The sequence below is a fragment of the Vibrio sp. 10N.222.49.C12 genome, from assembly GCF_041475025.1.
Lineage (GTDB): Bacteria > Pseudomonadota > Gammaproteobacteria > Enterobacterales > Vibrionaceae > Vibrio > Vibrio crassostreae_C.
Genome location: NZ_JBFRVF010000015.1, coordinates 1 through 23,549 on the forward strand (window position 1 = coordinate 1; position 23,549 = coordinate 23,549).

Here is a 23,549-nt window from a genome sequence, read left to right on the forward strand (position 1 = left end):
TTTCCGGGGAAAGCCGCTTTTATCTTCAAGAAGAAGTAGTCGGTATCTCGATACCCATACCCCATTCGCTTGATTAGCTTTATCTTGTTGTTTATCCCTTCTAGGGTGCAGGTGTTTAGCGGATAACGCCCTATACGACGCAAAATCTCAAGGGCGCGATTGCATTGTGGAGCGTTAAGCCGAGTTGTAAAACAGTGTAAATATTCTTCCATCACAAAACATGTTGGCTAAGATTCAAGAGGTTAAACACACACAACCAGTAAGGTTAGCAAGGATGCGCTTTTTCGGTTTGTTTTAGCGATAGCATTATTGGCGTAACTCCCTTAAAGCGACTCTAGAACTTCCCGCCATTTACCCATTCTGCTTTTGGTGGCACGGGCTCTTGGTTTACCCATATCTCTTTAATTTGACCGCCCTCAACTCGGAAAAGATCAAAACGCGCAACCTCGAGACCATTATCAATAACTCGGCTGTAAGCTGCTACGAAGTTACCTTGACCGACAATCTTGAACACTTGGTCATAGCCACCAATATAGCTATCTAAAGGGCTCACATCTGAGGCTTGATAAACGTCTAGCTCTTCGTGCTGAAGGTACTTTGATAGCTTGTCTTTCTGCCCTAGTACCATGACATCACATAAAAAATCACGGATAAGGTTCTTATTCTCTTCTGTTTTATCTAAGTCAGTATGATTGATTGGCCCTTGCAGTCGACCTTCCCCTTCCGTCGGTTGAGCTTCGAAGGCAGAGATCACATCCCAATGTTCAATAATTTTATCGTCACTATCGGTATCGAATAAATCCGTAGTCACCCACTTATATTCGCCATTATTAATATCTTGGAATGCTTGAACAAACACGAATTGGCCATCGACGATTGAACGTATGATCTTTATGTCTCTAACAGGGCAGCGTTTTAAGAACGGTTCGAAGAACTCAACAAAACCATCAATACCGTTGCGAACCCCAGTGCTATGTTGAGTATAACGTTGACCGGTGTACTTCGTTACCGCCTCTAATGCATGACCATCTCGGATACCTTCCATATACAGATTAGTCGCATTCGCTAGCTTATTGCTCATAGATAGTTTCTCCAAACTTAATAGTGCCAAAGTACGTTATTTGGCTCGTACACTGAAACTCAAAACTAGATTGTCTCAGGTGTCCTTTTAACTGTCGGATTGTTAAATAATAGGCTCTTCGCGTCGCTATTCAAAACCAAGTTAAGCTCGATATACGTCTACAGCATATCGAGCCTTTACAACCTAATTGGTCACTGTGGTTACTGTTTGGCGTGATAAGCTTTAGATACTGCGTAGCTATCCTCAAACCAGTTCCAACTCTTCACTTTGCCATCTTCAACCTGAACTCGAACCGCCCAGCTGAATTTACCCGTGTCTACACCAGATTCATTCGCAATGGCACTCATGCTGCCCATGAATACTGCTTGGTCGCCGTTTACAAAACTATAGTCTGTTGACCAGCTTGTGACTTTCAAACCTGCGCCAAATAGAGGAAAGAAAGTGTTGAGCACTTTTTCTTTTGACTCCCAGTTACCGATCCAAGGGATGTCGGCGTCACCTTCGTTGTGCCAGACAAAATCATCGGCCATTAATGACTCGAGTTTTGCCATATCACCTGAGCCTGCCGCCCATAAGAATGCTTGAGCCGTTTCTAGTGTCTTTGCTGAATCGACTGCTTTTGTTTCATCTGCAAAGGCTGGAGTGAATTGAAAGAAAGCCAGAAGACTCGCTAGACCGATAAGTAGATTTTTCTTTAACATTTTCTTTCTCCTGATTGTCAATTTTGAAGCTCAATGCGTGGGAGATTAAAAGTGCCATCAGTGCATGCTTTGAACTTCAGTTCTGTTTGTTGCCTTGTTGAGATAACTATAGCTGTGCTAAATTTTTGGTAAACTCACTAATTGAACACATTGGATATGCGCAAATGCACAACATAAGATGGGATGACCTACAATATGTTCTAACAGTGGCGAATGAAGGATCCCTGTCGGCCGCGGCAAGAGCACTTGGTGTAAACCACAGCACCGTTTTACGTCGTATTGACACCTTTGAGTATCGTCACAAATTACGAATTTTCCACAAACTTCCTACCGGATACAAACTAACGGTTGAAGGACAAAAGCTTCTGGAGTCAGCTCTCGCTATCGAATCCACAGTAAGAGAATTGGAACACAAGGTTTTTGGACAGGAATTGAAGCTAGAAGGAACGCTAAGAATAACGACGACCGACGCCTTATCTCGTCTCATTCTGGGTACTCATTTGGCTGCTTTTCATCGGCTTTATCCAAAAATTCAGTTAGAACTCAGCCTCACATCTCGTCAATTGGATATTTCGCACCTAGATGCAGATATCGCGATTCGCCCGGCAAATGAGTTGCCAGCCCATTTGGTTGGGACCAAGTTAAGTAAAATTGCGTTTGGTGTTTACGGATCGCCAGAATATATAAATGGCCTTAAGAGTAAGCACCCCTTAAAGTCTGCTTCTTGGTTAATGATGCATAGAGGCAGTGCTTCGCTACAGGTTTCTGAACTGATTTCAGAAGACAAAATTGTCATGAAAGCCGACTCTTTTGAGCCCCTGATCATCGCCGCTGAAAATCAGATGGGGTTAGCCTACTTACCCTGCTTTTTAGGTAACAGTGAGGGAACTCTGCAAAGAGTAGATATGGAAGTGATGCACCAAAATACAGACCTATGGATGATGACTCATAAAGATTTAGAAGATTCAGCCAGAGTAAAAGCATTTTTTAATTTTATGAAAGGCGCAATCAAATCAGACCATAATCGGTTGGCCGGATTTGATTATTAGAGAACGAGTGCCGGCTCTTCACCATTAGGCTTACGAACAAAATGACACAAAGCCCACAGCACAAACAAAGTCACAGTCAGCTCCCAAGCGCGTAGGAAGGTACTTTCCAACCCCAAATTACTACTGGTCATGTACAACTGAATCGGCAGCATGGTCGCTAATAACGCATCGGCATGAACGTCTCTGGCTGAACCTTTCGCTTTGGCCATTGATGCGGTGATCATAAAGGCAAATAAACCCAACACTATGGTGTAGTAACCGAATGTAGACTGATGCCCTGCCATCAACAAGGTGAACACCGCGGCTACTGCACAGCCGCCTACTTGAGTTTGAAAACGGCGGTCAACCACGTCGATAAAGCTTTTGTGTGTGGTTTGGGTTGCAGCAGCAATCACTGGCACCATGCAGAACGTTGCAGAGATGATGTCGACAATCATCAAGAATGCCAAACCAAGACCAATCAACGTGAGTGAAATTGCTCTGTTCTCAAATGTGACAGGCTGTTCTTTAAATACAGGAGGCTTGCTTCCTTGCTCAACAGGGAACAGAGCCACCATGGTTTTTGCTACTACCATGGTAATCAACATGGATAACAAAATTTCATGAATACGCATCGGCATATCCATGGTGGTGTGCTGAGCAAACACGACAATCAAAATCCAGTTGAAAGTTGGCATCAACATTTGACCTTTCTTTGCCGGTGTAGTAGCTCGACGACGCATAAAATCGAAGAAGAACAGGCTAATGGTCCACACCACAAACGGATGCTGTGAAAATACCTCAGTCACCACCAGCGCTGTACTTGCAGCCAATAAAGTGGGTGACAAAGTACGGATCAGGCCAAGCCAAGAGTAATCTTTATTCTTGGTCATGATGATGGTTGGATACAACGCCAGATAAACGGGAGAGTCTAGGTTTAGTAGCTTTCCCAACACCATACAAATCGTCACAGTAAGTGCGACACGCAGCGCTTCATTACGTTGAGAATGACCCTGTGCGGTGTTTTCGAATGTCCACATCGTCATCTCCTACTAGTAGATGTAGCGAAATGTTGAAACCAAGTGAATCCAAGCCGAGCCAATAACGTGCATTATTGGATTACCGCTTTCAACAATCACACTCGCGCGTGAACCTGAGATCATCGAAGAATCCAGTTCGTTAACAGTAATGCGGGTACGTACTTTCTGTTGCTCACGGATCCAACGCGTATCATTGGTCACGCTAGACAGCTTGCCATTGGCGTTATTGGTGTCGTAAATCGCACGCTCTTGACTACTCACTTCACCCGTAAAGACTTTGCCCGGTAGCGCATCAAAAGAGACCAAAACTTCGCGGCCATTAGTTAGCTTATCAATGCCTTTCTCATTGAAGTCCGCACTGATCCACGCATGAGCTTCGTCCACCAGCAGCAATGATGAAGTACCTTGAGTGATATAGCTGCCCGATTGCAATTGTAAGTTGGTCACGACACCTTCCGTTTGCGCGACGACTTGAGTGTGGCCTAAATCCAGTTCCGCACGGGCAAGTTTTGCTTCTGCTAATTCAATGGCCGCTGTGCGGTCTTGGGTAGATAGCTCTACTTCAATACGTTTCACTTCCGCGTTCGCAGCTTCAACCGCACTACTCGCAACTTGTGTATTGGTGATTGCGTCATCAAGGTCTTGTTCCGTCGCGAGCCCTTTGTTACGCAGTTTTTGGTTACGTGCTAGTTTCTGTTTCGCGTTTTGATATTCAAACTCTCGTTGGCTTTGTGTTTGTTTCGCTGCTGCTAATTGCTGCCATTTCGCTGAGTCAGAATCACGCGCTTGATGCAGTTCGGCTTGCGCTTGTGCCACTTTCAATTGGTAGCTACTGGAATCGATAGCAAATAATGGCTGACCTTTTTCAACCAACTCGCCATTACTAACCATGACATCGGTAATCACACCGGACACTTCTGGCGCAATGGTCGCCACGTTACGATACAAAGTCGCTTGAGTGGTGAAAGGGGAAACATTATCTGAGGTGACTAAAAAAGCGGAGAACAATGCTGCCGCTGAAAAAACAGTGTAAATCGCGTATCTATAAAAATTTTCGTTCATGCTTGTGCCTAGTTTTCATTCGTTATAAAGCGCCGCGCTCACGGCTTATTCGATTCTCTTTTCTACGAAAACTAGGTTATAACCATTCACAAATGGAAAACAGAGCCAATAAAAGAAGTGAGGATTCCACATTTGGAAAGGTTGATGATTTGTACCGATTTTGCTCAATGGTTGAACGAAAAGGTCAGATAAGGGTGTATTGAAACGTTCGCATTCAGTTCCTCCCCTTTCCTTCCCAGCGTTCAATAAGAGATTGAAGAAGTAAGACCACCCGACTTCATTCCATTGGATTGCTTAATTTTCGCTAGCTTCTTATGGTTAAAATGCCTATTGTACAAACCATAAAATTATAAAGACTCGCGGCCTTTGCCACAGAGACTCTCCATTTAAAGCGAAAAGACTTACTATGAATTTTGATATCAATGCACTGAAACACCACCAACTGGTCGAAGATGGTCAATTAGAAGGGTGTTACATTCATCAGCCTGTGCAAGGCAGTCAACCAGATGACAAAGCCGTTTTAGAAGAGCGTCAAGCGCTAGAAAGCCGAGGATATAAGGTGGTTCAGGTTAAAGCGAAAGGCGGAACAACTACGTTTGCCGAAGCTATGCAAGAGCTTGCGAAAAAGACAGGCCACCAGCCTAAATAGTAAGTGACTTGGTAAACCAATATGATCATCGAGAAAGCACCCTACCGACTATTGAGTCAGCTGGGTGCTTTTTTATTGACGGCCTTTAACTGACTAATCTTGTTAACTGACCTAAGTTACTGACTCAGCTGACTGAACTTCGGCAAGCTTTTCACAAACTTCTGGTGTACATCCATATAAGTTTGCATATAGATTTCATCGATATTGTCACTACTCGGGAAGCTGGATGAGAAATCTACGTGGTTGCGGTCGATAGACAATTTAGCGGCCTCGACAATATGAGCGATGAACATTCTCGGATCTTCCAAGCCAATAGAGATACGCATTGTGGTCGGTTTGATGCCTGTTTCATTAAGCGCTTCATCACTGAGTTCTGAATGCGTAGTCAGGGCTGGGCACAGCGCCACTGTGTTGGTTTGCCCTAAGCTCACTTGCATGCCGATTGCTGGCTCAAGCATGTCGAAGAACTGTTTGAATCCATCTCGATTGATTGGCGCACGATCGCCGTTACCTTCCATATCGATTGTGAAAAGCGCCGCTGGCAAACCCAAGTACATGTTGTTCTGGCAGTGTTCATAGTTGTCACTGTCTGGCAAAGCAGGACACGATACGTTGATGTCAGGGTGAGCATCAAAGATCTTCGCGAGAGTCAGTGTATTAATCGTTTTTTGCACCACTCGCATCTCATACGTTTTCATACCATTGAGCACTTCAAACGCTTTGTCTGCGTCTAGGAATGCGCCCTTAATGTAGTACACATTCCAAAACAGCGTTTCGTTCCATGGAATGGTGACCTCATCGCCATTGGGTTTGGTGAAAATCACCTCATCTCCTTTTGGCACAAACATAGTCTCATTACGACCAATCACAACCCCAGCGGTTGTGGTGCCAGAACCCGCCAGTTCTTTGGTGTAGGAGTGAATCACATAATCTGGTCTTTCCATCACATCATCACGTTTTAGTACTGGATGCAGCAATGGCGTGCCTACTGTTGAGTCAACAATCACATCCCAACCACGAACGTGACCAGCTTTGCTGATACTAGCAACATCCAACACGTATCCATGCGGGTTACACGGTGACTCTAGGTAAACGTAGATTTTCTTACCTGCAGCGATGCGATCTGCGTATTTATCAGCAACCTCATCAAGGCGCGTCGCAAACTCATCACCGGAGTAACCATCCACCCACTCTACCGCGACATTCAGATTAGAAGGTTTTCCAAACCAATCTTCCAACAGCTGGTAAGAACCACCGTAGATATTGCGTGAAGCCAAAACAATGTCTTCATGCCCGAGCAAGTGGCTCAACAACCCATCAATAGCCGCCATACCCGAGTTAAAGTTCCATGCGAGGTATTCGTTGGCTCTAGAGCCTGCCTCGATATCAACCATATGGTTAGCCAGTGAAATCGATGTAGGGTTAAGCAGTCGAGAATATATATCGTGCAACGGCTCTTTACCGTTAAACGCATCTTCAATCCATTCTGTACACGCAAACAAATAGGTCGCGGTACGTGTAATCACAGGGCTTGCAGAAAATATAGCAGCGACATTATCGAAAATTGGATACGCACCTTTAGACGCAAAATTACCATTATTGGTGGCAATAGACTGGTAAGTGGCGCGCATTGGGTTTTGCAGATTATCGAGGATCTTAGCGATCTGGAATGACAAAAAACGTTTGGCGTTAAACCAAGCGATTCGGTCACTTTTATCGAGCTCTGAAAGTCCATCAACCGTCAATGCCCAAAGATCGTGTGTCTTGGTATTGGCTTGGTACAGTGTCGTCGCCAGTTCAATCAGCGTGATGCCGTAATCGCTATTTGGGTCGATACCAAAATGCTTTGCTTGCTCAACGGCAAGAGCTTCTGCTTGTTCGTGTTTGGTGGTTTTACGCCGCGGGCTAAGTTGAGTTGAAGTATTCATAATTCCTAAGTCATTCCATGCTTGTTGTTCCTTCTTTAATTTTAGTTTTGGGCAGATGTTAAAAATTGCTATTTGCGAAGTAAGACATACACTTTGAGCAATAATATTGCCAAACTAAATTCAATATTGATGGATTATGCCAATGGACGAGATCGACAAGAAAATACTGGCTGAACTGCAAAACAACGCTCGGCTGTCTAATCAAGAGTTGGCCGATCGAGTAGCACTGTCGCCCTCTCCTTGCTTGCGTCGAGTTCGCTCATTAGAGAAACAAGGGATTATTCGCGGCTATCACGCCAGTGTCGACCAAGAAGCATGTGGCTTACCTGTGAATGTGTTTGTGTTGGTGAAACTTGAAAAGCCGACAGAAGAGAACATGCGAGACTTTGAACAGCACATCGAAGTGATTGACGAGGTGTTAGAGTGCTTTCTAATGACGGGCAATCACGACTACCTATTGCATGTAGTCAGTGAATCACTCAAAAGCTACGAGCAGTTCATCCGTAAGCAATTAACTCGCCTACCCAATATCGCTTCTATAGAATCGAGCTTCGCCTTTGGTCAAGTAAAAACTAAGACCAAGTTGCCAGTGAGATAATTAGAAACGACTTAGTTGAACTGTGCTGAAGGCATTGGATAATCATCTCCAATCATACAGATAAGAGCGCCACCAAAAGCTTTTTCGTAACGTATTTTTCCTGTCGCATCTGAGCTTTCTATACTCGAACTGCCGTCCACAATCTTATTAATTTCTTGTGCGACTTTTGTTGGTACCAACCAGATACAAGCTGCAACAGAGCAAGTGTATGATCGATGTACTGATCACCACCTAACCATGTATTGGAAGTGATTGGGAATGGATCTAACTAAAGCCTTAAGTGGCCAATACAGAAACGCAAAGTGCAACATCAGTCCCCGGACAATTACAAAACCATAGAGACAGTGGCAAGTTGTCCAGAAACACTTTCAGCTAAAAACAACTGTACGATTGAGGAACGCGTTTTTCTTCATCCCAGCCTAATAGCTCAATATTGATCAATGACTTGCGCTTCTCATTACACAGTGAAGCGATATTGATGATAGGCAGTTGGCTACGAAACTGCGCTGTAAGGATGACCTTTTTACTTTCGTTAAGGCTGCTTCTGCATTGCGACAAAATCGCTTCAGTATCTAGTTGGTGTGCGTTCTCGATAATTTGGATATCAGCATTCTCTTGATAGCAATCTATCAACCAAGATACAGCAGGCTCTTCTATGCTGGTGAGCACGAAGACATCTTTTGTTGTGACCAATTCTTTGAGTTCAGATAGTTTGAGTTCAGTTTCCATAGTTAGGGCTTGTTGATCTTTCGAGCTGATTTTTGCAGCGAGTTGCTGGGTATTTATACAAGGCAGAGGCTTTGATGTGTAGCTAGCCTACATGAGAAGCCGATAACGTAGTAGAAATGACCAGCAAACGCTGCCCGAAGGGTTCGGCTAAAAGCGTTTTACTCTTTGTTGAGGGAGATTTGCTTAGAATGACTAGGCTACTTCTCCCTCGCCGCGATTAAAACGCTTTTATCTCGAACAAAATTTAACCGCGAAAGGTCAACACGCCCTAATCTCATTCAGCAGCAAATACATTAAAGTCGATTGCCCAGTTTAGCCTGTGCTAAGTGGTAGCCTCTGTCGATCATCTCTTGTGAGCGATCGAACTCTAGGGTGCCACAAGCATTGCGTGGGATCTCAAGCGTGATATCGGCGGGGTAAGCGGCCAACTTTTGGCGAGCAATGGTCGATTGCATCGCATCAAATGCTTGGTTGGCAATATCGTAAAAAGCAAAGTTGAAGCTCATTTTGCTTTTTACACTGCTACCGAGGTTATCGATAAAATGCACAACCTTCTCATGCAGGTTGCTCTCTTTTGTTGGCAGGGAAACCGGTATCACTTCCTGTTTAACCATTTCAGGTTCACCACCTAAATTCACAGCCAGTGTAAAGTCTGTATTATCACCAAAGGTAGGCGCAATCGGTACGGGATTAAGAACGCCGCCATCAATCAGCACTTCTCCATTGATAACGTGAGGGGTCAAGAACAGTGGCAAAGAGATAGAGGCGCGAATGGCATCAAACAGAGAACCGGATTGCAGCCAAACCTCTTTTTCTTCGGCGACGTTGGCAGCAACCGCGGTATAAGGGATAGGCAGATCTTCAATTGAAATCTCGCCGATCAGCCCACGCAGTGTGTCGATGATCTTGTCCCCTTTGAACATACCACTCGACTGCCATGAAAAGTCCAACAACATCGCCATATCACCTTGATCGATACTGGTGACCCACTCTTCAAATTCATCCAACTTGCCCGCAGCGTAGACACCACCGATAAGTGCGCCAATTGAACAGCCAGAAATGGATTTTATCTGATAGCCATGCTCAATTAACCAGCGGATGACTCCAACGTGAACCAAGCCTCTTGCGCCACCACTGCCAAGTACCAATGAGATCGTTTTTGCCATCATATTAATCCTTTAGTTTTAAATTCTAGGTGGGCTAACTCGCCGATTTACCAATTCGCCGATCTCAACTCACTGAATCACTCTCAGTCCATACGGGTAATGAAGGTTTGCTCGTCATCGACAAAAGCCACGTAGTCGCCGTGATAGATAAAAACCCGACCACGCCCTTCAACGATACACGCAAGCTGTGGGTTCAAATCTTCTTCAATATCTCTACTTTGAAAAGTGCCGGTATCGGTGATCACACCGCGGAGTTTAGGCAAAAATCCATAACTGCGTTTGGCTTGATCAATCAGGCTCAACTCGCTGGCGGTAGAAAAGCAAGCTGGGATTGGGCCTGCATCTTCGATAAACATAGTTTTCAGTTCTTCAAAGGCTGTAATTACCAGCCAGTCGATGCCATTTACGTGATGGATAAACATTGTTTATAAATACCTAGTTTCTCGATAACTCTAATGCGGAGATTCTATCACTATCAAGTGCAGAACGTGGGAGAAATTAAGGGACTACAAATAACCAGACACATACTATCTACAGGGTCTAATACTAGTCGTCCGACTCTACGACTAATGTCTAACCGACTGAGTCTATTTGTTTTTTTTGGTTTGGTATAAGGTACTAACAACTAAATGTTAATGAGTTTTTAATTACAAGTTGACGCATTGTTTGCACTTCATACCGTGAGTCAACAACGTTTGTTGGAATAACACACCTAAGAGTGTGAACGAAAGGAATCAAAATGAGCACTACTTTAGAGTCCGCACATATACAAACAGAGAAGCCTCAAGCCAATGAGGATGAACTCACCTATGAACAACAACATAAACCAAGCTCAGAGTTTGAATCCCGAGAACAGTATCTAGAACACGAATTGCAAATCATGTCGCCTAAGCGCTGGCGTCCAAATTTGCCGTTTAAAGATTATCGATTTGAGATAGAAGACACCATCCCAGCGATGGCGGCGACCATTGGTAAAGTGGTTATGGTGGGCGCGATTGCAGCCACCTTTGCTGGGGCTCTCGGATTAAATGAAGACTTCATTCTAGAAAACGTTCGTTATGAACTGCTCATCGCCTCTGTTTTCATTATTATTTTCTCTGGCTTTTTATTGCCGACTGCAAACCTCGCAGGGACCCACGGCCCACTTATCCCTTTGATTCCGATTGTGGTTGCAGCAGGTGGACACCCGATGGCGTTTGGCCTGTTGATTGGCGCTTTTGGCCTCATCTTAGCCATCAGTAAAGGTGGCAGCATGTTGGCCAACCTCACCAGTAAAGGCGTGTGTGGCGGCTTATTGCTCTACCTCGGCTTTGTTGGAACCGCCTCTCAAGTGAAAAAGCTTTTCGCTTGGGCTGAAGGAATCGGTATGAGCCACATCGCGTTTGTGGTGATCTTTTGCACCATTATCTTGTACGCGCTACTGGAACACTTCCGCAAACGTTGGTTAGCAGTACCTCTTAGCTGCTTGTTGGGTGGTACGATCGCATTTGCCATGGGCGCCCCATTTGCTTTCCACACTGAGCCAGGCTTGCCCAACATGAACCCTATGTATTGGTGGGGAGAAGATACAGGTTGGATGCTAGGCCTACCGACGATTGAACACTTCATGGTGGTATTGCCGTTTGCGATTCTAGCCGTAGCGATGTGGTCACCGGATTTCTTAGGGCATCAAGTATTCCAAAAGATCAGCTACCCAGAACGTACCGAAAAAGTACACATGAACATCGACGACACCATGACCACGGCATCAATTCGTCAAACGTTCGGTTCTCTGCTTGGCGGTACTAACTTTACATCTTCATGGGGTACTTACATCGTACCAGCGGCGATAGCTAAACGCCCTATTCCTGCTGGCGCGCTGCTCACAGCTCTGTTCTGTATCATCGCCGCAGTTTGGGGTTACCCGATGGATTTAGCTATCTGGCAACCGGTACTGTGTGTCGCGCTGATTGTTGGAGTATTTGTGCCATTGCTAGAAGCTGGAATGGAAATGACGCGTGAAGGAAAAACCACCCAGTCGGCCGCGATTGTTGTGTTTTCTTCAGCACTGGTTAACCCTGCATTTGGTTGGGCTCTCACCATGCTGTTAGATAACTTAGGCTTAGTCGGTTGTAAAGAACGCAGCAGTGAACTGAGCAATATGAGCCGTTGGGTATTGCCAGGCATTATGTTTATTGTACTAACAAGTGTAATGGCGTTGGTTGGCCTTCTACCAGGGATTCCAGCGATTATCCCAAGCTTTCGTTAAGCTCAATTAATATTGAGTTTTGGTCGAAACACAAAAAGGCCTTGCACACGCGAGGCCTTAGTTTTATCTATCGAACGGTTACAGCTAATCTTTATCAACGGCAACGCCCTACTGCACTGACTTCAAAGCTTTCATCAACATTGCGTTGAACGGATCTAGCATCAAAGCCTCTCAAGATCTCTTTAGATAAACGTTCGAGGAGGGAGAGCATTCTTTGCCATTGAACATATGGCTATAGTTGTAACGATCGATATTCAGTTACTCCCCCTCTCCCATTAGCTTTTACCTATACCAGCTAGAGATTAAAGATGTAAATGACCAATCTGACACTTACACAAAATGTAAGTTGTCATCAAACCTTAAACATTAGAGCAAAAACTCAGCTTAGATAGTTCAAGTTTAAATGTTAGCGTAATGTTACATATGCAAACCAACAGTACGAGATATGCAGCACGTAAAACTCTTAAACCGCAACACCTTCGCTGGGCTCGCAGCAACATTGGTTGGAAACGGTATTGGTCGCTTTGCCTACATAGCATTAATGCCTGTGCTCATTCAAAGTGGATGGTTCTCAAGCGAGGATGCCTCCATACTCGGCGCTGCAACACTGATTGGCTATATCTTCGGGGCTCCTGCATCGAGCTTTTTACAGAGATATTATTCAACAGGCACACTCATACGCGCCTCTCTGTTGTTAAGTAGCGTTAGCTATCTTGGTTGTGCCTTAAAATCTGCTCCCTTTGAATGGTTTTTAACGCTTAGAACCATAGCGGGTATATCGGGTGCCGTACTCATGGTACTCGCACCACCCGTGGTCACCAGCCTTCACCCGCAAGAAATGAAAGCAAGAATCAGTGGCGTTGTGTTTTCAGGCATTGGCCTTGGTGCCATGATTTCAGGAACCATCATACCTTTGCTTATCTACCAAAGTGTTGAAAGTGCATGGTTAGGTATGGGAGCGATCGCTTTCGTTGCAACTGTCCTGACGTGGAACACATGGGCTCTTGAAGCTAAACCAAACCATTGTGATAAAAGCCCATCGACGTTTGATGCCTTATCTAAGAATGAGCGCATTAGTATTAGCTGCGTACTTTTAGCCTACACCTTTAGCGCCATTGGTTATTTACCTCATACTCTTTTTTGGGTCGACTATATTGTTCGAGAGCTAAAAATGAGTTTTGCGAGCGGTGGTTTTTATTGGGCTGTGTTTGGAATAGGAGCAGCGATTGGGCCAATAGTAACTGGTATATTAGGGGATAAATTTGGACTTAAAAAAGCACTATTAGCGGCGTTTATTTGTAAAGCTGCTGGGGTTGCTCTTCCACTATTAAGCACCAGTGAAACAGCACTTTTTGCTTCATCTTTGTTGGTCGGTATGTTTACGCCTGGCACCGTAACACTGGTATCAACCTACACCTTAGAAATCGTCGGGACTCAGCTCCATACGAAATCTTGGGGAGCAATGACAATGGCTTTTGCTATATCGCAAGGAATAGTCGGCTTCGTTATGGCTCACTACGCCCCTCAACTCACCAGTTATAACCTCTTATTTATGATCAGCGCGAGTGCACTGATTTTGTCGATACTCTGCATCGCATTTACATCAACTAAACAGCAGACATTAAACACTGCTCAAACAAGTTCTTAGCAAAGGAATCGCTCATGAAACTGTATTTAAACGACACCTCTCCATTCTCCAGAGCAGTGCTGGCAACGGCCTATTTGTGTGATGCTCCAATGGTTCTTGAATGGGTCGACCCGTGGCAAACACCCAGCACATTGGTCGCAGTTAATCCATTTAGTACCATTCCGGTTCTAGAAACCAGTGATGGGGTTGCACTGACCGAGAGTTTAACGATCTGTGAGTTCCTCATGCAAGCATACCCAACAGAAAAACTAACAGTGACCAAGGCTAGCGACACTCAACGTATGTCGTTATTGGGAGTGAGTAAAACGTTGATGGAAGTGGCCTTTCGGTGTGCTGCACTGAGCCGCTTCGAAGCTGAGCAAAACGAGCTAACGATTAGGGGAAAGGAAGGTATTAAAAGAAGCGTTAAAGCACTTATCGGGCAGTTGAATAACAATGACGATTTGCTTGAACCTGACTTCTCAACATTGTACCTGCACGTCGCATTAGATTACGTCTTATTCAGGCATGCTAATTTGCTTTCAGCAGAAGAGCGCGACATCCTCACTACTGCCTTACATAATTCGCCGTTTAAAGACACATTGGCAAAACTTAGCCTAGAGTCGCTTTCAAAAAAGCTTAACTATTGCGAATACAAAAATTCTTAATCACTTTGAACAGTGTTGTGTTGAACGAGTCTAACAAGGCCTCGCACACGAGAGGCCTTGTTTTATCTGCGTTCCAACGAACGAGTAGCTATAAATTTACGATGGTAAAACCAAATCAACTCGAGAGCCATTCATCCAATACTTTGATGAATTTAGGATTAATGAGATAACCGATAGAAGCATGGGGATTGCTTTTTCCATTGCGAATATTGAGGTTATAGACTGGGGGGATGTCTTTCATTCCACCGGGTATCAGATCCAGTTTGAGCATATCTTTAAAGTCATTTCTAATTTTGCTGTCATGAGAGATAAAATCATCTTCTGCCGAAATGTTTATCCATTGCTGAATGTTTAAAGGGTACTTCTTCTCATCTTTCAAGCGGCTCCCTTTTAGCCTATCTTTTACGTTTTCATCTCCTAACGGTGACCCAAGCGTAAGCAATAAGTTGACCTTCTTGCCTGCACCATAGTCGTGTCTATACTCTCCGTAATGAGACAACTTCCACAGCACGTCATAACTGATCATCGTCCCAAGACTGTGCGATACAATCATCACATCATCCTGATTATCAAGCGCTTCCTTCAGTTCAACCATTAGCCTATGCCTAACATCGCTGCCAAAATAGGTATCTTCATACCAATAATGCGCCATATCCGGCGCGACCTTCGTTATAAGTGTCTCAGCCACACCCAGCTTTCCAAATAGCGATGAAAAGGTATCTGCTAGCGCCTCTTTTAGAAAACCAATTTTAGATACCTTGTTATACGTTGTTTTATTGAACTGGCTTGTCTTGTACTTCTTGAGTTCAGACAGCGCTTGCTGTCGACTTACAGGGTCTTCTGTTGGTTTCTCTAACAATGTATTTGATAGTTCACCGTAGTAGACAAACCGTTTATCGACATCTTTAAAAGCTTGTAATGAACTTGAGTCTCCACAATCTCGCTGCAAGCCATGTTCTATAGCCTCATACCAAAGTGCTTGAAGGGGAGCTTTATCGGGCTTTTGAGCGCGACCATGAATGAATATTATTTTCTTAGCCATAGCAGAACGTCCTAAACACATAGTTAAAGTGATTATCAGCAGAAAGCACCACTAGATTCGGTCAGCCCTTACCAAGAACAGCAGCGCTAAGGACGTATCTAGGAGTGGTTGATAGACCATTTATATAACTATGAGGCCGTCGTTTAAGGACCATAAACGAATGAACGATGCGATCATTACTCGCAAATTGAAATGAATGTAGCTAGCAAAACCTCCAACTCACAAAAAGGCCTCGCACACGCGAGGCCTTAGTTTTATCTATCTAACGGGTACAACCATCCTTTAATAACTACAGCGCCCTACTTCACTGACTTAACCGCTTTCATCAACGTTGTATTGAACTGCTGTGGTTGCTCTAGCATTGGGAAGTGGCCTGAATCTTCAATGTAGTAAATGCTGTAATCCTTGATGTGTTTCTTGTTCGCTTCTGAATCCGTTGGCCATAGGCGAGCGTTAACCAATATTACTGGCACATTCACGTTCTCATACACGCGGTGAGCTTCGCCTGTCACATATTGACCTAGGTAGTGGCGGAACTGGTTTATCGCGATAGCTGGCGGTGCTGATGCCATGTCTTGCGTTACCCAGTAAAGTAAATCCGTGTCTACGCCTTTTGGTAGCGGGTCTTTCACGAACATAGTAATGCCCGCTTGGAAGTCTGCTTCAAACGGTTTGGTCATTGCATCTAGGTCGCTTTGTGAAACCGCAAGTGCAACGTTTTGCGATGTGTCTACACCAATAATGCCCTTAACTCTTTTCGGCATCAGTTTAGCGGCTTCTGCAATCACACCACCGGCCATGGAATGCCCAACTAAGATGACGGATTCGAGTTGTTCTTTCTCGATTACGGCTTTGATGTCTTCAGCAAACGCAACCATGGTGTACTCTTCACGGTTGAACGACGAGTTACCGTGCCCAGCTAAGTCCATGGTGATTACTTGGTACTGCTTTGAAAACTCACTCACTTGGTTTTGCCAAAGCCTACTGTCTAAGCTCCAACCGTGGATGAAGATCAACACTGTCTCCCCACTCCCACTTTTGCCATACGCAATTTGCTCACCATCGTGAGATATAGCAATACCGTACTTAACCGTTGAATCATGAGCCATGGCACTCATGCTACCAAGTGTCATGAATACCAAGAGTGTGATGTTTAGAATTAAACGTTTCATAGTGTCTCTCTACTTACTTTAGAGGGAACACAGAAAACGCCCCTCTCAATCAATATAGTCACTATAAAGTGTGAAGCTTTAGACAGGTCAATAGAGATTTAGATAAAGGCCTCTTCCGTGATGGTGACTTAACCAACTTATTTCTGCCCCATTATGGTTTAGAGAAGGAGCTCATCCACATTTTGTAATGTGTGCGTTTGCCCTATATTTGTCTATTGCTAAATTAACAAAACCACTAAAAAATCCTTCCAACTACAATCGTGATGACCAAATTAAAAAGGAGGTCATCATGGTAGTTTTCAACAAAACGAAACGAAGTGGCGTCAAAAAGCCTTTTCGGCTTGAGGAAATTTGGCGGATCAGAACCAGATTAGAAATTGAAAATAATTTGATGCAGCTTGCGTTGCTCAACTTAGCTATTGATAGCAAACTTAGAGCAAGTGATTTGCTCGTTCTCAGAGTTTGCGATGTATCTTCGCAAGATAGGATATTTAAACGCGTTAAGCATATCCAGCGCAAAACAGATATTGAAGTTCAATTTGAGATAACGACAAGAACTCAACAGAGTCTAATGAAATGGATTTTGATGGCTTCGCTACATGCAGCAATTTTATTTTCCCAAGCCAAAGGCGAAAGCAACAACCGATTAGCTATTCGTACTATCGATACTTAGTGAGGAGATGGGCTTCTAATCTGGGGTTGGATCCTAACTTGTATGGCACTCACTCGATGAGGCGAACAAAAGCGACGTTAGTCTACGCAAAAACGAAAAATATCCGAGCGGTGCAGCTACTACTTGGTCATACCAAGGTAGATAATACAATCCGCTATCTCGGGGTTGAATTAGAAGATGCATTGTTGCTTTCAGAAGGTACTGAGTGTTAATCGAAAAGGAACCTAAATACTTAGGTGTTTCAATTGCTATTACGCTGAAAGTTGTTACCCATTAACCACTACACTTGATTATTTTCAATACGTTAAGTGCAAATACTACTAATCTGTCCAAGGTTTAGAGGACCTTGAACAGATTAGGTATACACAAGCTTAAATTAAACGTTGGAACGCGCGGTTTTCTTCTTTGATTTATAGGCTTTCATTGAAATTTTTAGAGCAAGCTGTTTTTGTTTAATTGAAATGAGTTGTCTAGTTACGACCTTATGGTGTAACTCTGTGATAAAGTTTTTTTCCCAAGGCGTAAGGCGGTCAAACCTCAATAAAATAGTGTCATTGAGTACATTGAACAACTCGTATTGGCTTTTATCCATTCGACTGCTAAGCATTCAATTAGAGCACTTAGCTAGAGAAATGACGTTAAGGCTTTCTACTTTCTCATTTTTCTCTAAGGTAATGATTCGATAAGAGATTCCATTATCTAATAAAGGTCTTATTTCGATATTGTCACAAAAACTAACGGTGACCTTTTCTACTAAACTGCCCATGTCCAACGTTTGCTTTTTTACGAAAACAAGAGTGATAATACTGGCTTCTGACTTCGCATCTACGAGTGTGACTGAGCCTAAATCTTGTGGTAACTTGCTTGAGATAACCGTCGCTCTATAATCGGCAAGCCCATTAGATTCCTTTGGGCTCATTTGACAACCGTTAAGCATGATACTAACGAATATAATTGCTGCTTTTCGTAGCATTATGCGCTCCTTCTTCCTTTCTTCTCCCTTTAGGTGCCTTAAAATATTTATAGATATAACGTGAAGACATAGAAGATAAGAGAGCACTGTAATCTAGACTGAATGTGACGGTTTCTCCTATCAATAATGGTTTCTGTGAGGATTCAATGACAAGATGATCACTGGTTGAAGACATGATCTTAATCCCATTCGGAGCCTTAAGCCCGCTGACACAAACATCTTGGCGGCCTAATGCTAGAATAGCTTGTGAGACCTCCCCTCTATCTTGAAGGTTTTCTTTTTCACCAAAAGCATTTAACCCCCGACTCCCCCAAGGCAAAGTCGGTTTAGTCTTGGATTCAATCACTTCAGCGGTCAAAGAAACCGCATCCGTATGTAAGCCTTTGATATTTTCGTGCTCTAAAGGCTCACAGCCTAAAAAAATGGCTTCTCCTATACGAAGGTGATTGACTCGAGTTAAGCCTGTTCTCTGAAGAGCCCAGTTAACTGAAGCAGAATTACCCCCTGAAATAATTTCTAGACTGACCCCAAATGTAGCTTCAATTCCATCGGCAAGCTCAGAAAGAATACTCATATTTTGATCATCTGGAGCGACACCATATCGACAGGCTAAATTCGTACCAATTCCTTTTATCGTGATGTTTGGTAAAGAAATAATCTCTCGGATAAAATCAATCACGCGATTTGGCATCACACCTTCTCTTAGATCGCCAAGCTCAACCATAATAATGATACCGTGACAGCAATTTTGTTGTTCCGCTGCATGTGAAAGCCTCTGAATCACTTCAACTTCAGAGTTTAAACTCATATCACTGTATTTTATTACGCTCGCCACTTGACTGAGCATGGGTGTACGTATCAGCATTTTAGGGATAGCAATGCCAGATTCAGTCATCTTTTGAAGATTTTCGATTCTTGAATCGGCTAACATTGTTGCGCCAGCATCAATAAGAACTTGTGCGATGATAGGGTGGCCGAGGAAGGCTTTTGTTACAGGCGTAACGGATATATTTTTCAGTGAGAGCTGAGAAATCAGGAACTGAGCGTTATGATGAACTTTCCCACAATCGATGTCTAACCTAGGGTAGTTCACCCTTTTTCGGCCAGTTTACTTGCTATTATAGGAAAGGCTGACGTTACGATGTGCAGTAGATGTTCAACAGGCTGTGACAAGACATCAGTAACCGGTAAACCAAATTCGGTAGTGTAAGTGTCTATCGCACAACGTGTTTCATCCAACGACATATCTTCATGATTCAGTGTTAGTCCAATAACATTGGTATTAGAAAACGTTTCGATAAGATTGATTTCTGAGGCAATCGAAGGCATTGGGCAATCAGGAAAATCACTACGATATAAACGTTTAGGGGCATGTTGCAGTATCACACCCGTTGGACAACTGCCACGTAAGATAAAAGCGCTGGTTGAAAACGCAGGGTGACTCAAGGCTCCTTGCCCTTCAATAATAATCAGATCCGGATTTTCTTTTTCATAGGCCTGTACAATGACAGATTCCAACTCACCGGCACAAAATTGTGAAGGAACAGCATCGAGTGCAACGCAGTATTGTGCGCCCTGCATAATGCCTGTTTGACCAGTGGCAATCAGAACGACGGTAAGGCCTTTTTTAGTCAGTTCATTCGCCAATATTGTTGCTGTTGTTCGTTTTCCTAGCGCGCAATCCGTCCCCATGACAGCAATTCTCGGGCATTTAACGTTGTGTATTTTCCCGCTAAACGTTTTCAGTTCGCCTTTATTTTTGGGTTTGCGAGTATCGAATATTCGAACGTTATTCTTTAAGCTGGCTTCTAAAAATAGAGGATCATCGGTTAGGAATTCATGTAAGCCATTTACGATGTTCATTCCTAGTGACATGGCATTTAAAATGATGCTTTTATCTAAGTCAGATAAAAAGCCACTTGATGGCGCAATGCCAAAAATGAAGTAATCAGGAATGCTTTCTGCGTGAATGATAGCTTCTTCAGCATTAGCAAGGATCGGTATTCCATTGGCTTTGTTATCAAGAACTTCACCAGCATCTAAGCCAGCAGACTCACTATCAATAACCGATAGAATACGATAGCTTAACGAATGTCTCACTAACCCATTAGCGGTTTTACCATCAATTTTACCAAAATTACCTTCGCAATATACAATCGCAGAAGGGATCACAGGTTTTACTTTTTGAGCAAGTGGTAACCAAGGTGCGAAATGGGGTACGTCGTTGTTGATTTCTACATTTTCAATTCTAGTGAGTTTGAAGATGTTTCTTAACTTTTGGGTTGAAATGGACATAATTAAAGCCTGCGGTGAGGCTTAGGAGGGCAACTAAGGAGTGCCGAGATGCGAGTTCGGAAAAGAAAAGAAGTCCCTACTAAGCGGTAGGGAGAAAAACCACAATAACACACTTTCTAGACTTTTGTTGGTTATTATTAATACGCTTTCAACATCTATCCCTTTAAGACTTAACCCATACTCGACAATTGATTAGAGATTTAAGACTTATTGTTCAACGCTTCCATATCAACCTTTCAGATACTTTTTCTAATATCAATCGGTCGGATTAGAGCTTTTAATTTAACGCGTTTATGCCCAAAAGCTTCATAGACCCAGTATATGTCGCTACATTTCCACAGCGCACCAAGAAAAAGCCCTCATTGCAACGCAACGAGGGCTTAAATCAAATTCCAATAATCAAACCGCAGTTTAATTCACAGCGTAGTGTTTTCTTGCTGCCTCAAGGATCTTGTTGGCTTCCACATCATCGCCCCAGCCTTGCAGTTCCATGCCACCGTCTGGGCCTTTGTAGTTTTCAAACCAAAGGCCAACGATGTCTTGAACACCTGGGTAGGTATTGTTTAGCTCGTTTAGAGAAGAAACATCTTTAAATGGTGAATCGTTAGTGAGAACGGCCACGAGTTTGTCGTCTTGCTCGCCATCATCTAGCATTTTCATCACACCGATCAGACGTACAGGAACAACTTCACCACGTGGTACAGACTGACCAAGAACAATCACATCTAATGGGTCGCCATCACCACCAAACTCTTTTGGTAGTGCAGTACGTGGGATAGAGCCGTAGTTACCTGGGTAACCAAGGTAGTTAACCACGCGTGGAGCGCCTTTTTTGTGTTCCCAGATAACTTGCTTGTCATTGTCTTTGCTTAGTTCCCACTTAGCGGAAGTACCTGTTGGGATCTCTACAATAGCATTGACGATGCCATCAGCAGAAGCTGCTGGGTAATCATTAAAGCTTGAGTTTGCTTCAAGGGTAAATGAGTCTAATTGTTTTAGTGCAGGCGCTGACGCCGCTGCTAAGTCATAGCTTAAACCGTTGGCGGTCGATGTTGTTTTGTATCGCAGCATGTAGTCAACCTTGCCACGCTCTTTGAACAGTTTATCGAAGCCTTTTCGGTTGTATGCGCTAAACTGCCCCATCTGTTTAACCGAAAGATTTGAGCCACCAACGTTGTTCGTATCCATAGATAGGATATGGTTGCTGACCGCATTGACTGCCTTTGCGTAACCTTCGGTAGAATTCAGATCAAAGTCTGCTGCATTAATCGCTTTACGTACTTCTTTAGACCAGTAAAACTCTAAGAACGGGACTGGCTGACTTGGCTTGTTCCAGCCCACACCACGAGAAAAGTACATCAGTGAGCGGTATTGATCGTTAGCGAAGTTGGTTAGCCCAAGAGAGGTTGGAAGTTGTTGATAGCTAATCGCTTCACCGTTGTTATCAAACAGCCATGTATTGCCGTCTTTTGCCATTTGGTTCCAGAACGCGTCCATGTTTTTGAGGTTGCGGTAATCTTTATCAACCACCACATTCACATTGAACGATGCACCACCTTGCGGCATGCGGTAGAACACATTGAACGTATGGTGACCGTCTGTCAGGTAGTATTCACCGTTGGGTGCGATAACCACAGTCTTCATGTCTTTTTTACGTGCACCTGTTTCCATTTCACAGGTGAAAGTCGAAGGAATATTCGGGTGGGCTTGGTCTTTGATGCTCACTACGCCTTTTTGACCGTTGGCTTCACAGATTTCATCAAACATCTTTTCTTGGTCAAATTGGTAACGACCCAGCTTGTACATAATTTGATCATAACCCACAGATGGTTGAGTTGGTTTTAACTCATGGAGACCAAGATTAATAACATCGCCTTCAGAGACATTACTTGCGTGAGTTGGTAAAGCGAAGATAGCCAGAGCGCCAATCGTGGCAAAAATCCCAATTTTTTTCATAAGTCCTTCTATATACGGAATAAAAATTCATACGCTAAATTAATATGCTACCGTGACATTAATATTTCACTTTAATAAAGAAGATGTTGCACTCGTTCTGTGATGGTTAAACGATGAGTTACCATGCCCTGCTAAGTCCATGGTGATCACTTGGTACTGCTTTGAAAACTCACTTACTTGGTTTTGCCATAGCCTGCTGTCTAAGCTCCAACCGTGAATGAAGATCAGCGCCGTATCCCCACTCCCACTTTTGCCATACGCAATTTGCTCACCATCGTGAGATATCGCAATACCGTACTTAACCGTTGAAGCATGAGCCATGGCACTCATGCTACTAAGCGTCGTGAATACCAAAAGTGTGATGTTTAGAATTAAACGTTTCATAGTGTCTCTCTACTTACTTTGGAGGGGACACAGAAAGCGCCCTTCTCAATCAATATAGAAACTATAAAGTGTGAAGTTGTAGACAGGTCAATGAGCAAAAAAGCCGAGTAAAGTTTTGTCTTCGTATGGATCACCTAGCTCCCATGGAGAAATTGATAGCAATTCTTGATAAAAAGGAATCAACAAATACATCATATTTAACTCTCATAGGTGAGTCATATCACACTCACCTGATTGCGTATAAAAACTATAATGAGATAGAATGCCGTTTTATATCTAAATACACTAAAACATGCCAAACCTAGAACCGATAGAAAACGATGAGAAGCTAATCGTACTAGCAGAACATTACAAGACTTCAGTTGATACGATAAAACAGGATATTAAATCACGAGACAAATACTTTTTTGTTTTCATAATTTTTATCTTAATCTTATTTGTGAAAGTTGCTGACTACAATTTATTTGAGTTCATTATCATCAAGGTTTTAGATATTAAAGATACATCTACGGTGTTTTTCAAGGTAGTT

22 protein-coding genes and 4 pseudogenes are annotated in these 23,549 nt (G+C 43.4%); 8 read left to right on the forward strand and 18 right to left on the reverse strand.

Annotated features, from left to right (window positions below; all coding sequences use genetic code 11):
- The 3 genes and pseudogenes from AB4583_RS04920 to AB4583_RS04930 all read right to left on the reverse strand — a co-directional run.
- Positions 1–128 (reverse strand): annotated as a pseudogene (locus AB4583_RS04920) (transposase); the annotation flags it as partial.
- 206 nt (positions 129–334) lie between these two features.
- On the reverse strand, positions 335–1,081 hold the full coding sequence (locus AB4583_RS04925) for a nuclear transport factor 2 family protein (protein ID WP_017068569.1): 747 nt from the start codon (positions 1,079–1,081) through the stop codon (positions 335–337).
- A gap of 200 nt (positions 1,082–1,281) precedes the next feature.
- Positions 1,282–1,782, reverse strand: coding sequence for a nuclear transport factor 2 family protein (locus AB4583_RS04930; protein ID WP_017068568.1), 501 nt, complete (start codon positions 1,780–1,782; stop codon positions 1,282–1,284).
- Positions 1,783–1,946: 164 nt separating this feature from the next.
- On the opposite strand from AB4583_RS04930, the gene AB4583_RS04935 reads away from it, so the two are divergent.
- Positions 1,947–2,831, forward strand: a complete 885-nt coding sequence (locus AB4583_RS04935; RefSeq protein WP_017068567.1) for a LysR family transcriptional regulator — start codon at positions 1,947–1,949, stop codon at positions 2,829–2,831.
- On the opposite strand, the gene AB4583_RS04940 is transcribed toward AB4583_RS04935, so the two are convergent.
- Together AB4583_RS04940 and AB4583_RS04945 are read right to left on the reverse strand one after the other, a co-directional pair.
- Positions 2,828–3,850, reverse strand: coding sequence for a DUF2955 domain-containing protein (locus AB4583_RS04940; protein WP_017068566.1), 1,023 nt, complete (start codon positions 3,848–3,850; stop codon positions 2,828–2,830). The genes AB4583_RS04935 and AB4583_RS04940 overlap by 4 nt on opposite strands.
- A gap of 12 nt (positions 3,851–3,862) precedes the next feature.
- Positions 3,863–4,912: an HlyD family secretion protein gene (locus AB4583_RS04945; protein ID WP_372116634.1), complete on the reverse strand. Its 1,050-nt coding sequence runs from the start codon at positions 4,910–4,912 to the stop codon at positions 3,863–3,865.
- Between the two features lie 406 nt (positions 4,913–5,318).
- Between AB4583_RS04945 and AB4583_RS04950 the strand changes: the two genes are divergently transcribed.
- Positions 5,319–5,561, forward strand: a complete 243-nt coding sequence (locus tag AB4583_RS04950; RefSeq protein ID WP_017068564.1) for a hypothetical protein — start codon at positions 5,319–5,321, stop codon at positions 5,559–5,561.
- Between the two features lie 116 nt (positions 5,562–5,677).
- Here the strand turns inward: AB4583_RS04950 and AB4583_RS04955 are convergent, their stop codons facing one another.
- Complete coding sequence (locus AB4583_RS04955) at positions 5,678–7,489, reverse strand: PLP-dependent transferase (protein WP_017068563.1); 1,812 nt, start codon at positions 7,487–7,489, stop codon at positions 5,678–5,680.
- A gap of 142 nt (positions 7,490–7,631) precedes the next feature.
- Between AB4583_RS04955 and AB4583_RS04960 the strand changes: the two genes are divergently transcribed.
- On the forward strand, positions 7,632–8,087 hold the full coding sequence (locus AB4583_RS04960; RefSeq protein WP_017068562.1) for an Lrp/AsnC family transcriptional regulator: 456 nt from the start codon (positions 7,632–7,634) through the stop codon (positions 8,085–8,087).
- An 11-nt stretch (positions 8,088–8,098) separates the two neighbouring features.
- Here the strand turns inward: AB4583_RS04960 and AB4583_RS04965 are convergent.
- The 4 genes and pseudogenes from AB4583_RS04965 to AB4583_RS04980 all read right to left on the reverse strand — a co-directional run.
- Positions 8,099–8,349 (reverse strand): annotated as a pseudogene (locus AB4583_RS04965) (type II secretion system protein); the annotation flags it as partial.
- A gap of 110 nt (positions 8,350–8,459) precedes the next feature.
- A complete protein-coding gene (locus tag AB4583_RS04970) occupies positions 8,460–8,816 on the reverse strand; it encodes a hypothetical protein (protein ID WP_372116636.1) in 357 nt (118 codons plus the stop codon).
- A gap of 293 nt (positions 8,817–9,109) precedes the next feature.
- On the reverse strand, positions 9,110–9,982 hold the full coding sequence (locus AB4583_RS04975) for a patatin-like phospholipase family protein (protein WP_372116644.1): 873 nt from the start codon (positions 9,980–9,982) through the stop codon (positions 9,110–9,112).
- A gap of 83 nt (positions 9,983–10,065) precedes the next feature.
- On the reverse strand, positions 10,066–10,404 hold the full coding sequence (locus AB4583_RS04980) for a hypothetical protein (protein WP_017059071.1): 339 nt from the start codon (positions 10,402–10,404) through the stop codon (positions 10,066–10,068).
- A gap of 317 nt (positions 10,405–10,721) precedes the next feature.
- Between AB4583_RS04980 and AB4583_RS04985 the strand changes: the two genes are divergently transcribed.
- The 3 genes from AB4583_RS04985 (at position 10,722) to AB4583_RS04995 (ending at position 14,525) form a co-directional block, all read left to right on the forward strand.
- Complete coding sequence (locus AB4583_RS04985; RefSeq protein ID WP_372052426.1) at positions 10,722–12,230, forward strand: DUF3360 domain-containing protein; 1,509 nt, start codon at positions 10,722–10,724, stop codon at positions 12,228–12,230.
- A gap of 445 nt (positions 12,231–12,675) precedes the next feature.
- Positions 12,676–13,878 carry a YbfB/YjiJ family MFS transporter gene (locus AB4583_RS04990; protein WP_017068007.1) on the forward strand — a complete coding sequence of 401 codons (1,203 nt, stop codon included), beginning with the start codon at positions 12,676–12,678 and terminating at the stop codon, positions 13,876–13,878.
- 14 nt (positions 13,879–13,892) lie between these two features.
- Entirely contained in the window at positions 13,893–14,525 is a 633-nt protein-coding gene (locus tag AB4583_RS04995) for a glutathione S-transferase family protein (RefSeq protein WP_017068008.1), read from the forward strand.
- 115 nt (positions 14,526–14,640) lie between these two features.
- Here the strand turns inward: AB4583_RS04995 and AB4583_RS05000 are convergent, their stop codons facing one another.
- Positions 14,641–15,567 (reverse strand): hypothetical protein, encoded by a 927-nt coding sequence (locus tag AB4583_RS05000; protein WP_017068009.1) that lies wholly within the window; start codon positions 15,565–15,567, stop codon positions 14,641–14,643.
- A 299-nt stretch (positions 15,568–15,866) separates the two neighbouring features.
- Positions 15,867–16,739, reverse strand: coding sequence for an alpha/beta fold hydrolase (locus AB4583_RS05005; RefSeq protein ID WP_017068010.1), 873 nt, complete (start codon positions 16,737–16,739; stop codon positions 15,867–15,869).
- Positions 16,740–17,028: 289 nt separating this feature from the next.
- On the opposite strand from AB4583_RS05005, the pseudogene AB4583_RS05010 reads away from it, so the two are divergent.
- Positions 17,029–17,624, forward strand: a pseudogene (locus AB4583_RS05010) (tyrosine-type recombinase/integrase).
- 164 nt (positions 17,625–17,788) lie between these two features.
- Here AB4583_RS05010 and AB4583_RS05015 read toward each other — a convergent pair.
- The 6 genes and pseudogenes from AB4583_RS05015 to AB4583_RS05040 form a co-directional block, all read right to left on the reverse strand.
- A complete protein-coding gene (locus AB4583_RS05015; protein WP_017068011.1) occupies positions 17,789–18,019 on the reverse strand; it encodes a hypothetical protein in 231 nt (76 codons plus the stop codon).
- Positions 18,020–18,385, reverse strand: coding sequence for a type II secretion system pilot lipoprotein GspS-beta (gene gspS2 / locus AB4583_RS05020; protein WP_017068012.1), 366 nt, complete (start codon positions 18,383–18,385; stop codon positions 18,020–18,022). It abuts the gene before it with no gap.
- On the reverse strand, positions 18,354–19,478 hold the full coding sequence (locus AB4583_RS05025; protein WP_017068013.1) for an alanine/ornithine racemase family PLP-dependent enzyme: 1,125 nt from the start codon (positions 19,476–19,478) through the stop codon (positions 18,354–18,356). Before AB4583_RS05025 ends, gspS2 begins: the two co-directional genes overlap by 32 nt.
- Complete coding sequence (locus AB4583_RS05030; RefSeq protein WP_017068014.1) at positions 19,475–20,680, reverse strand: DUF1611 domain-containing protein; 1,206 nt, start codon at positions 20,678–20,680, stop codon at positions 19,475–19,477. Before AB4583_RS05030 ends, AB4583_RS05025 begins: the two co-directional genes overlap by 4 nt.
- 411 nt (positions 20,681–21,091) lie before the next feature.
- The gene (locus AB4583_RS05035; protein WP_372116641.1) at positions 21,092–22,636 is read right to left on the reverse strand and encodes a ParB-like protein; all 1,545 of its coding nucleotides are present in this window, start codon (positions 22,634–22,636) and stop codon (positions 21,092–21,094) included.
- A gap of 105 nt (positions 22,637–22,741) precedes the next feature.
- Positions 22,742–23,020 (reverse strand): annotated as a pseudogene (locus tag AB4583_RS05040) (alpha/beta fold hydrolase); the annotation flags it as partial.
- Positions 23,021–23,312: 292 nt separating this feature from the next.
- On the opposite strand from AB4583_RS05040, the gene AB4583_RS05045 reads away from it, so the two are divergent.
- Positions 23,313–23,549 (forward strand): hypothetical protein (locus AB4583_RS05045; RefSeq protein ID WP_372116642.1); only part of this gene is annotated, 237 nt, incomplete at its 3' end.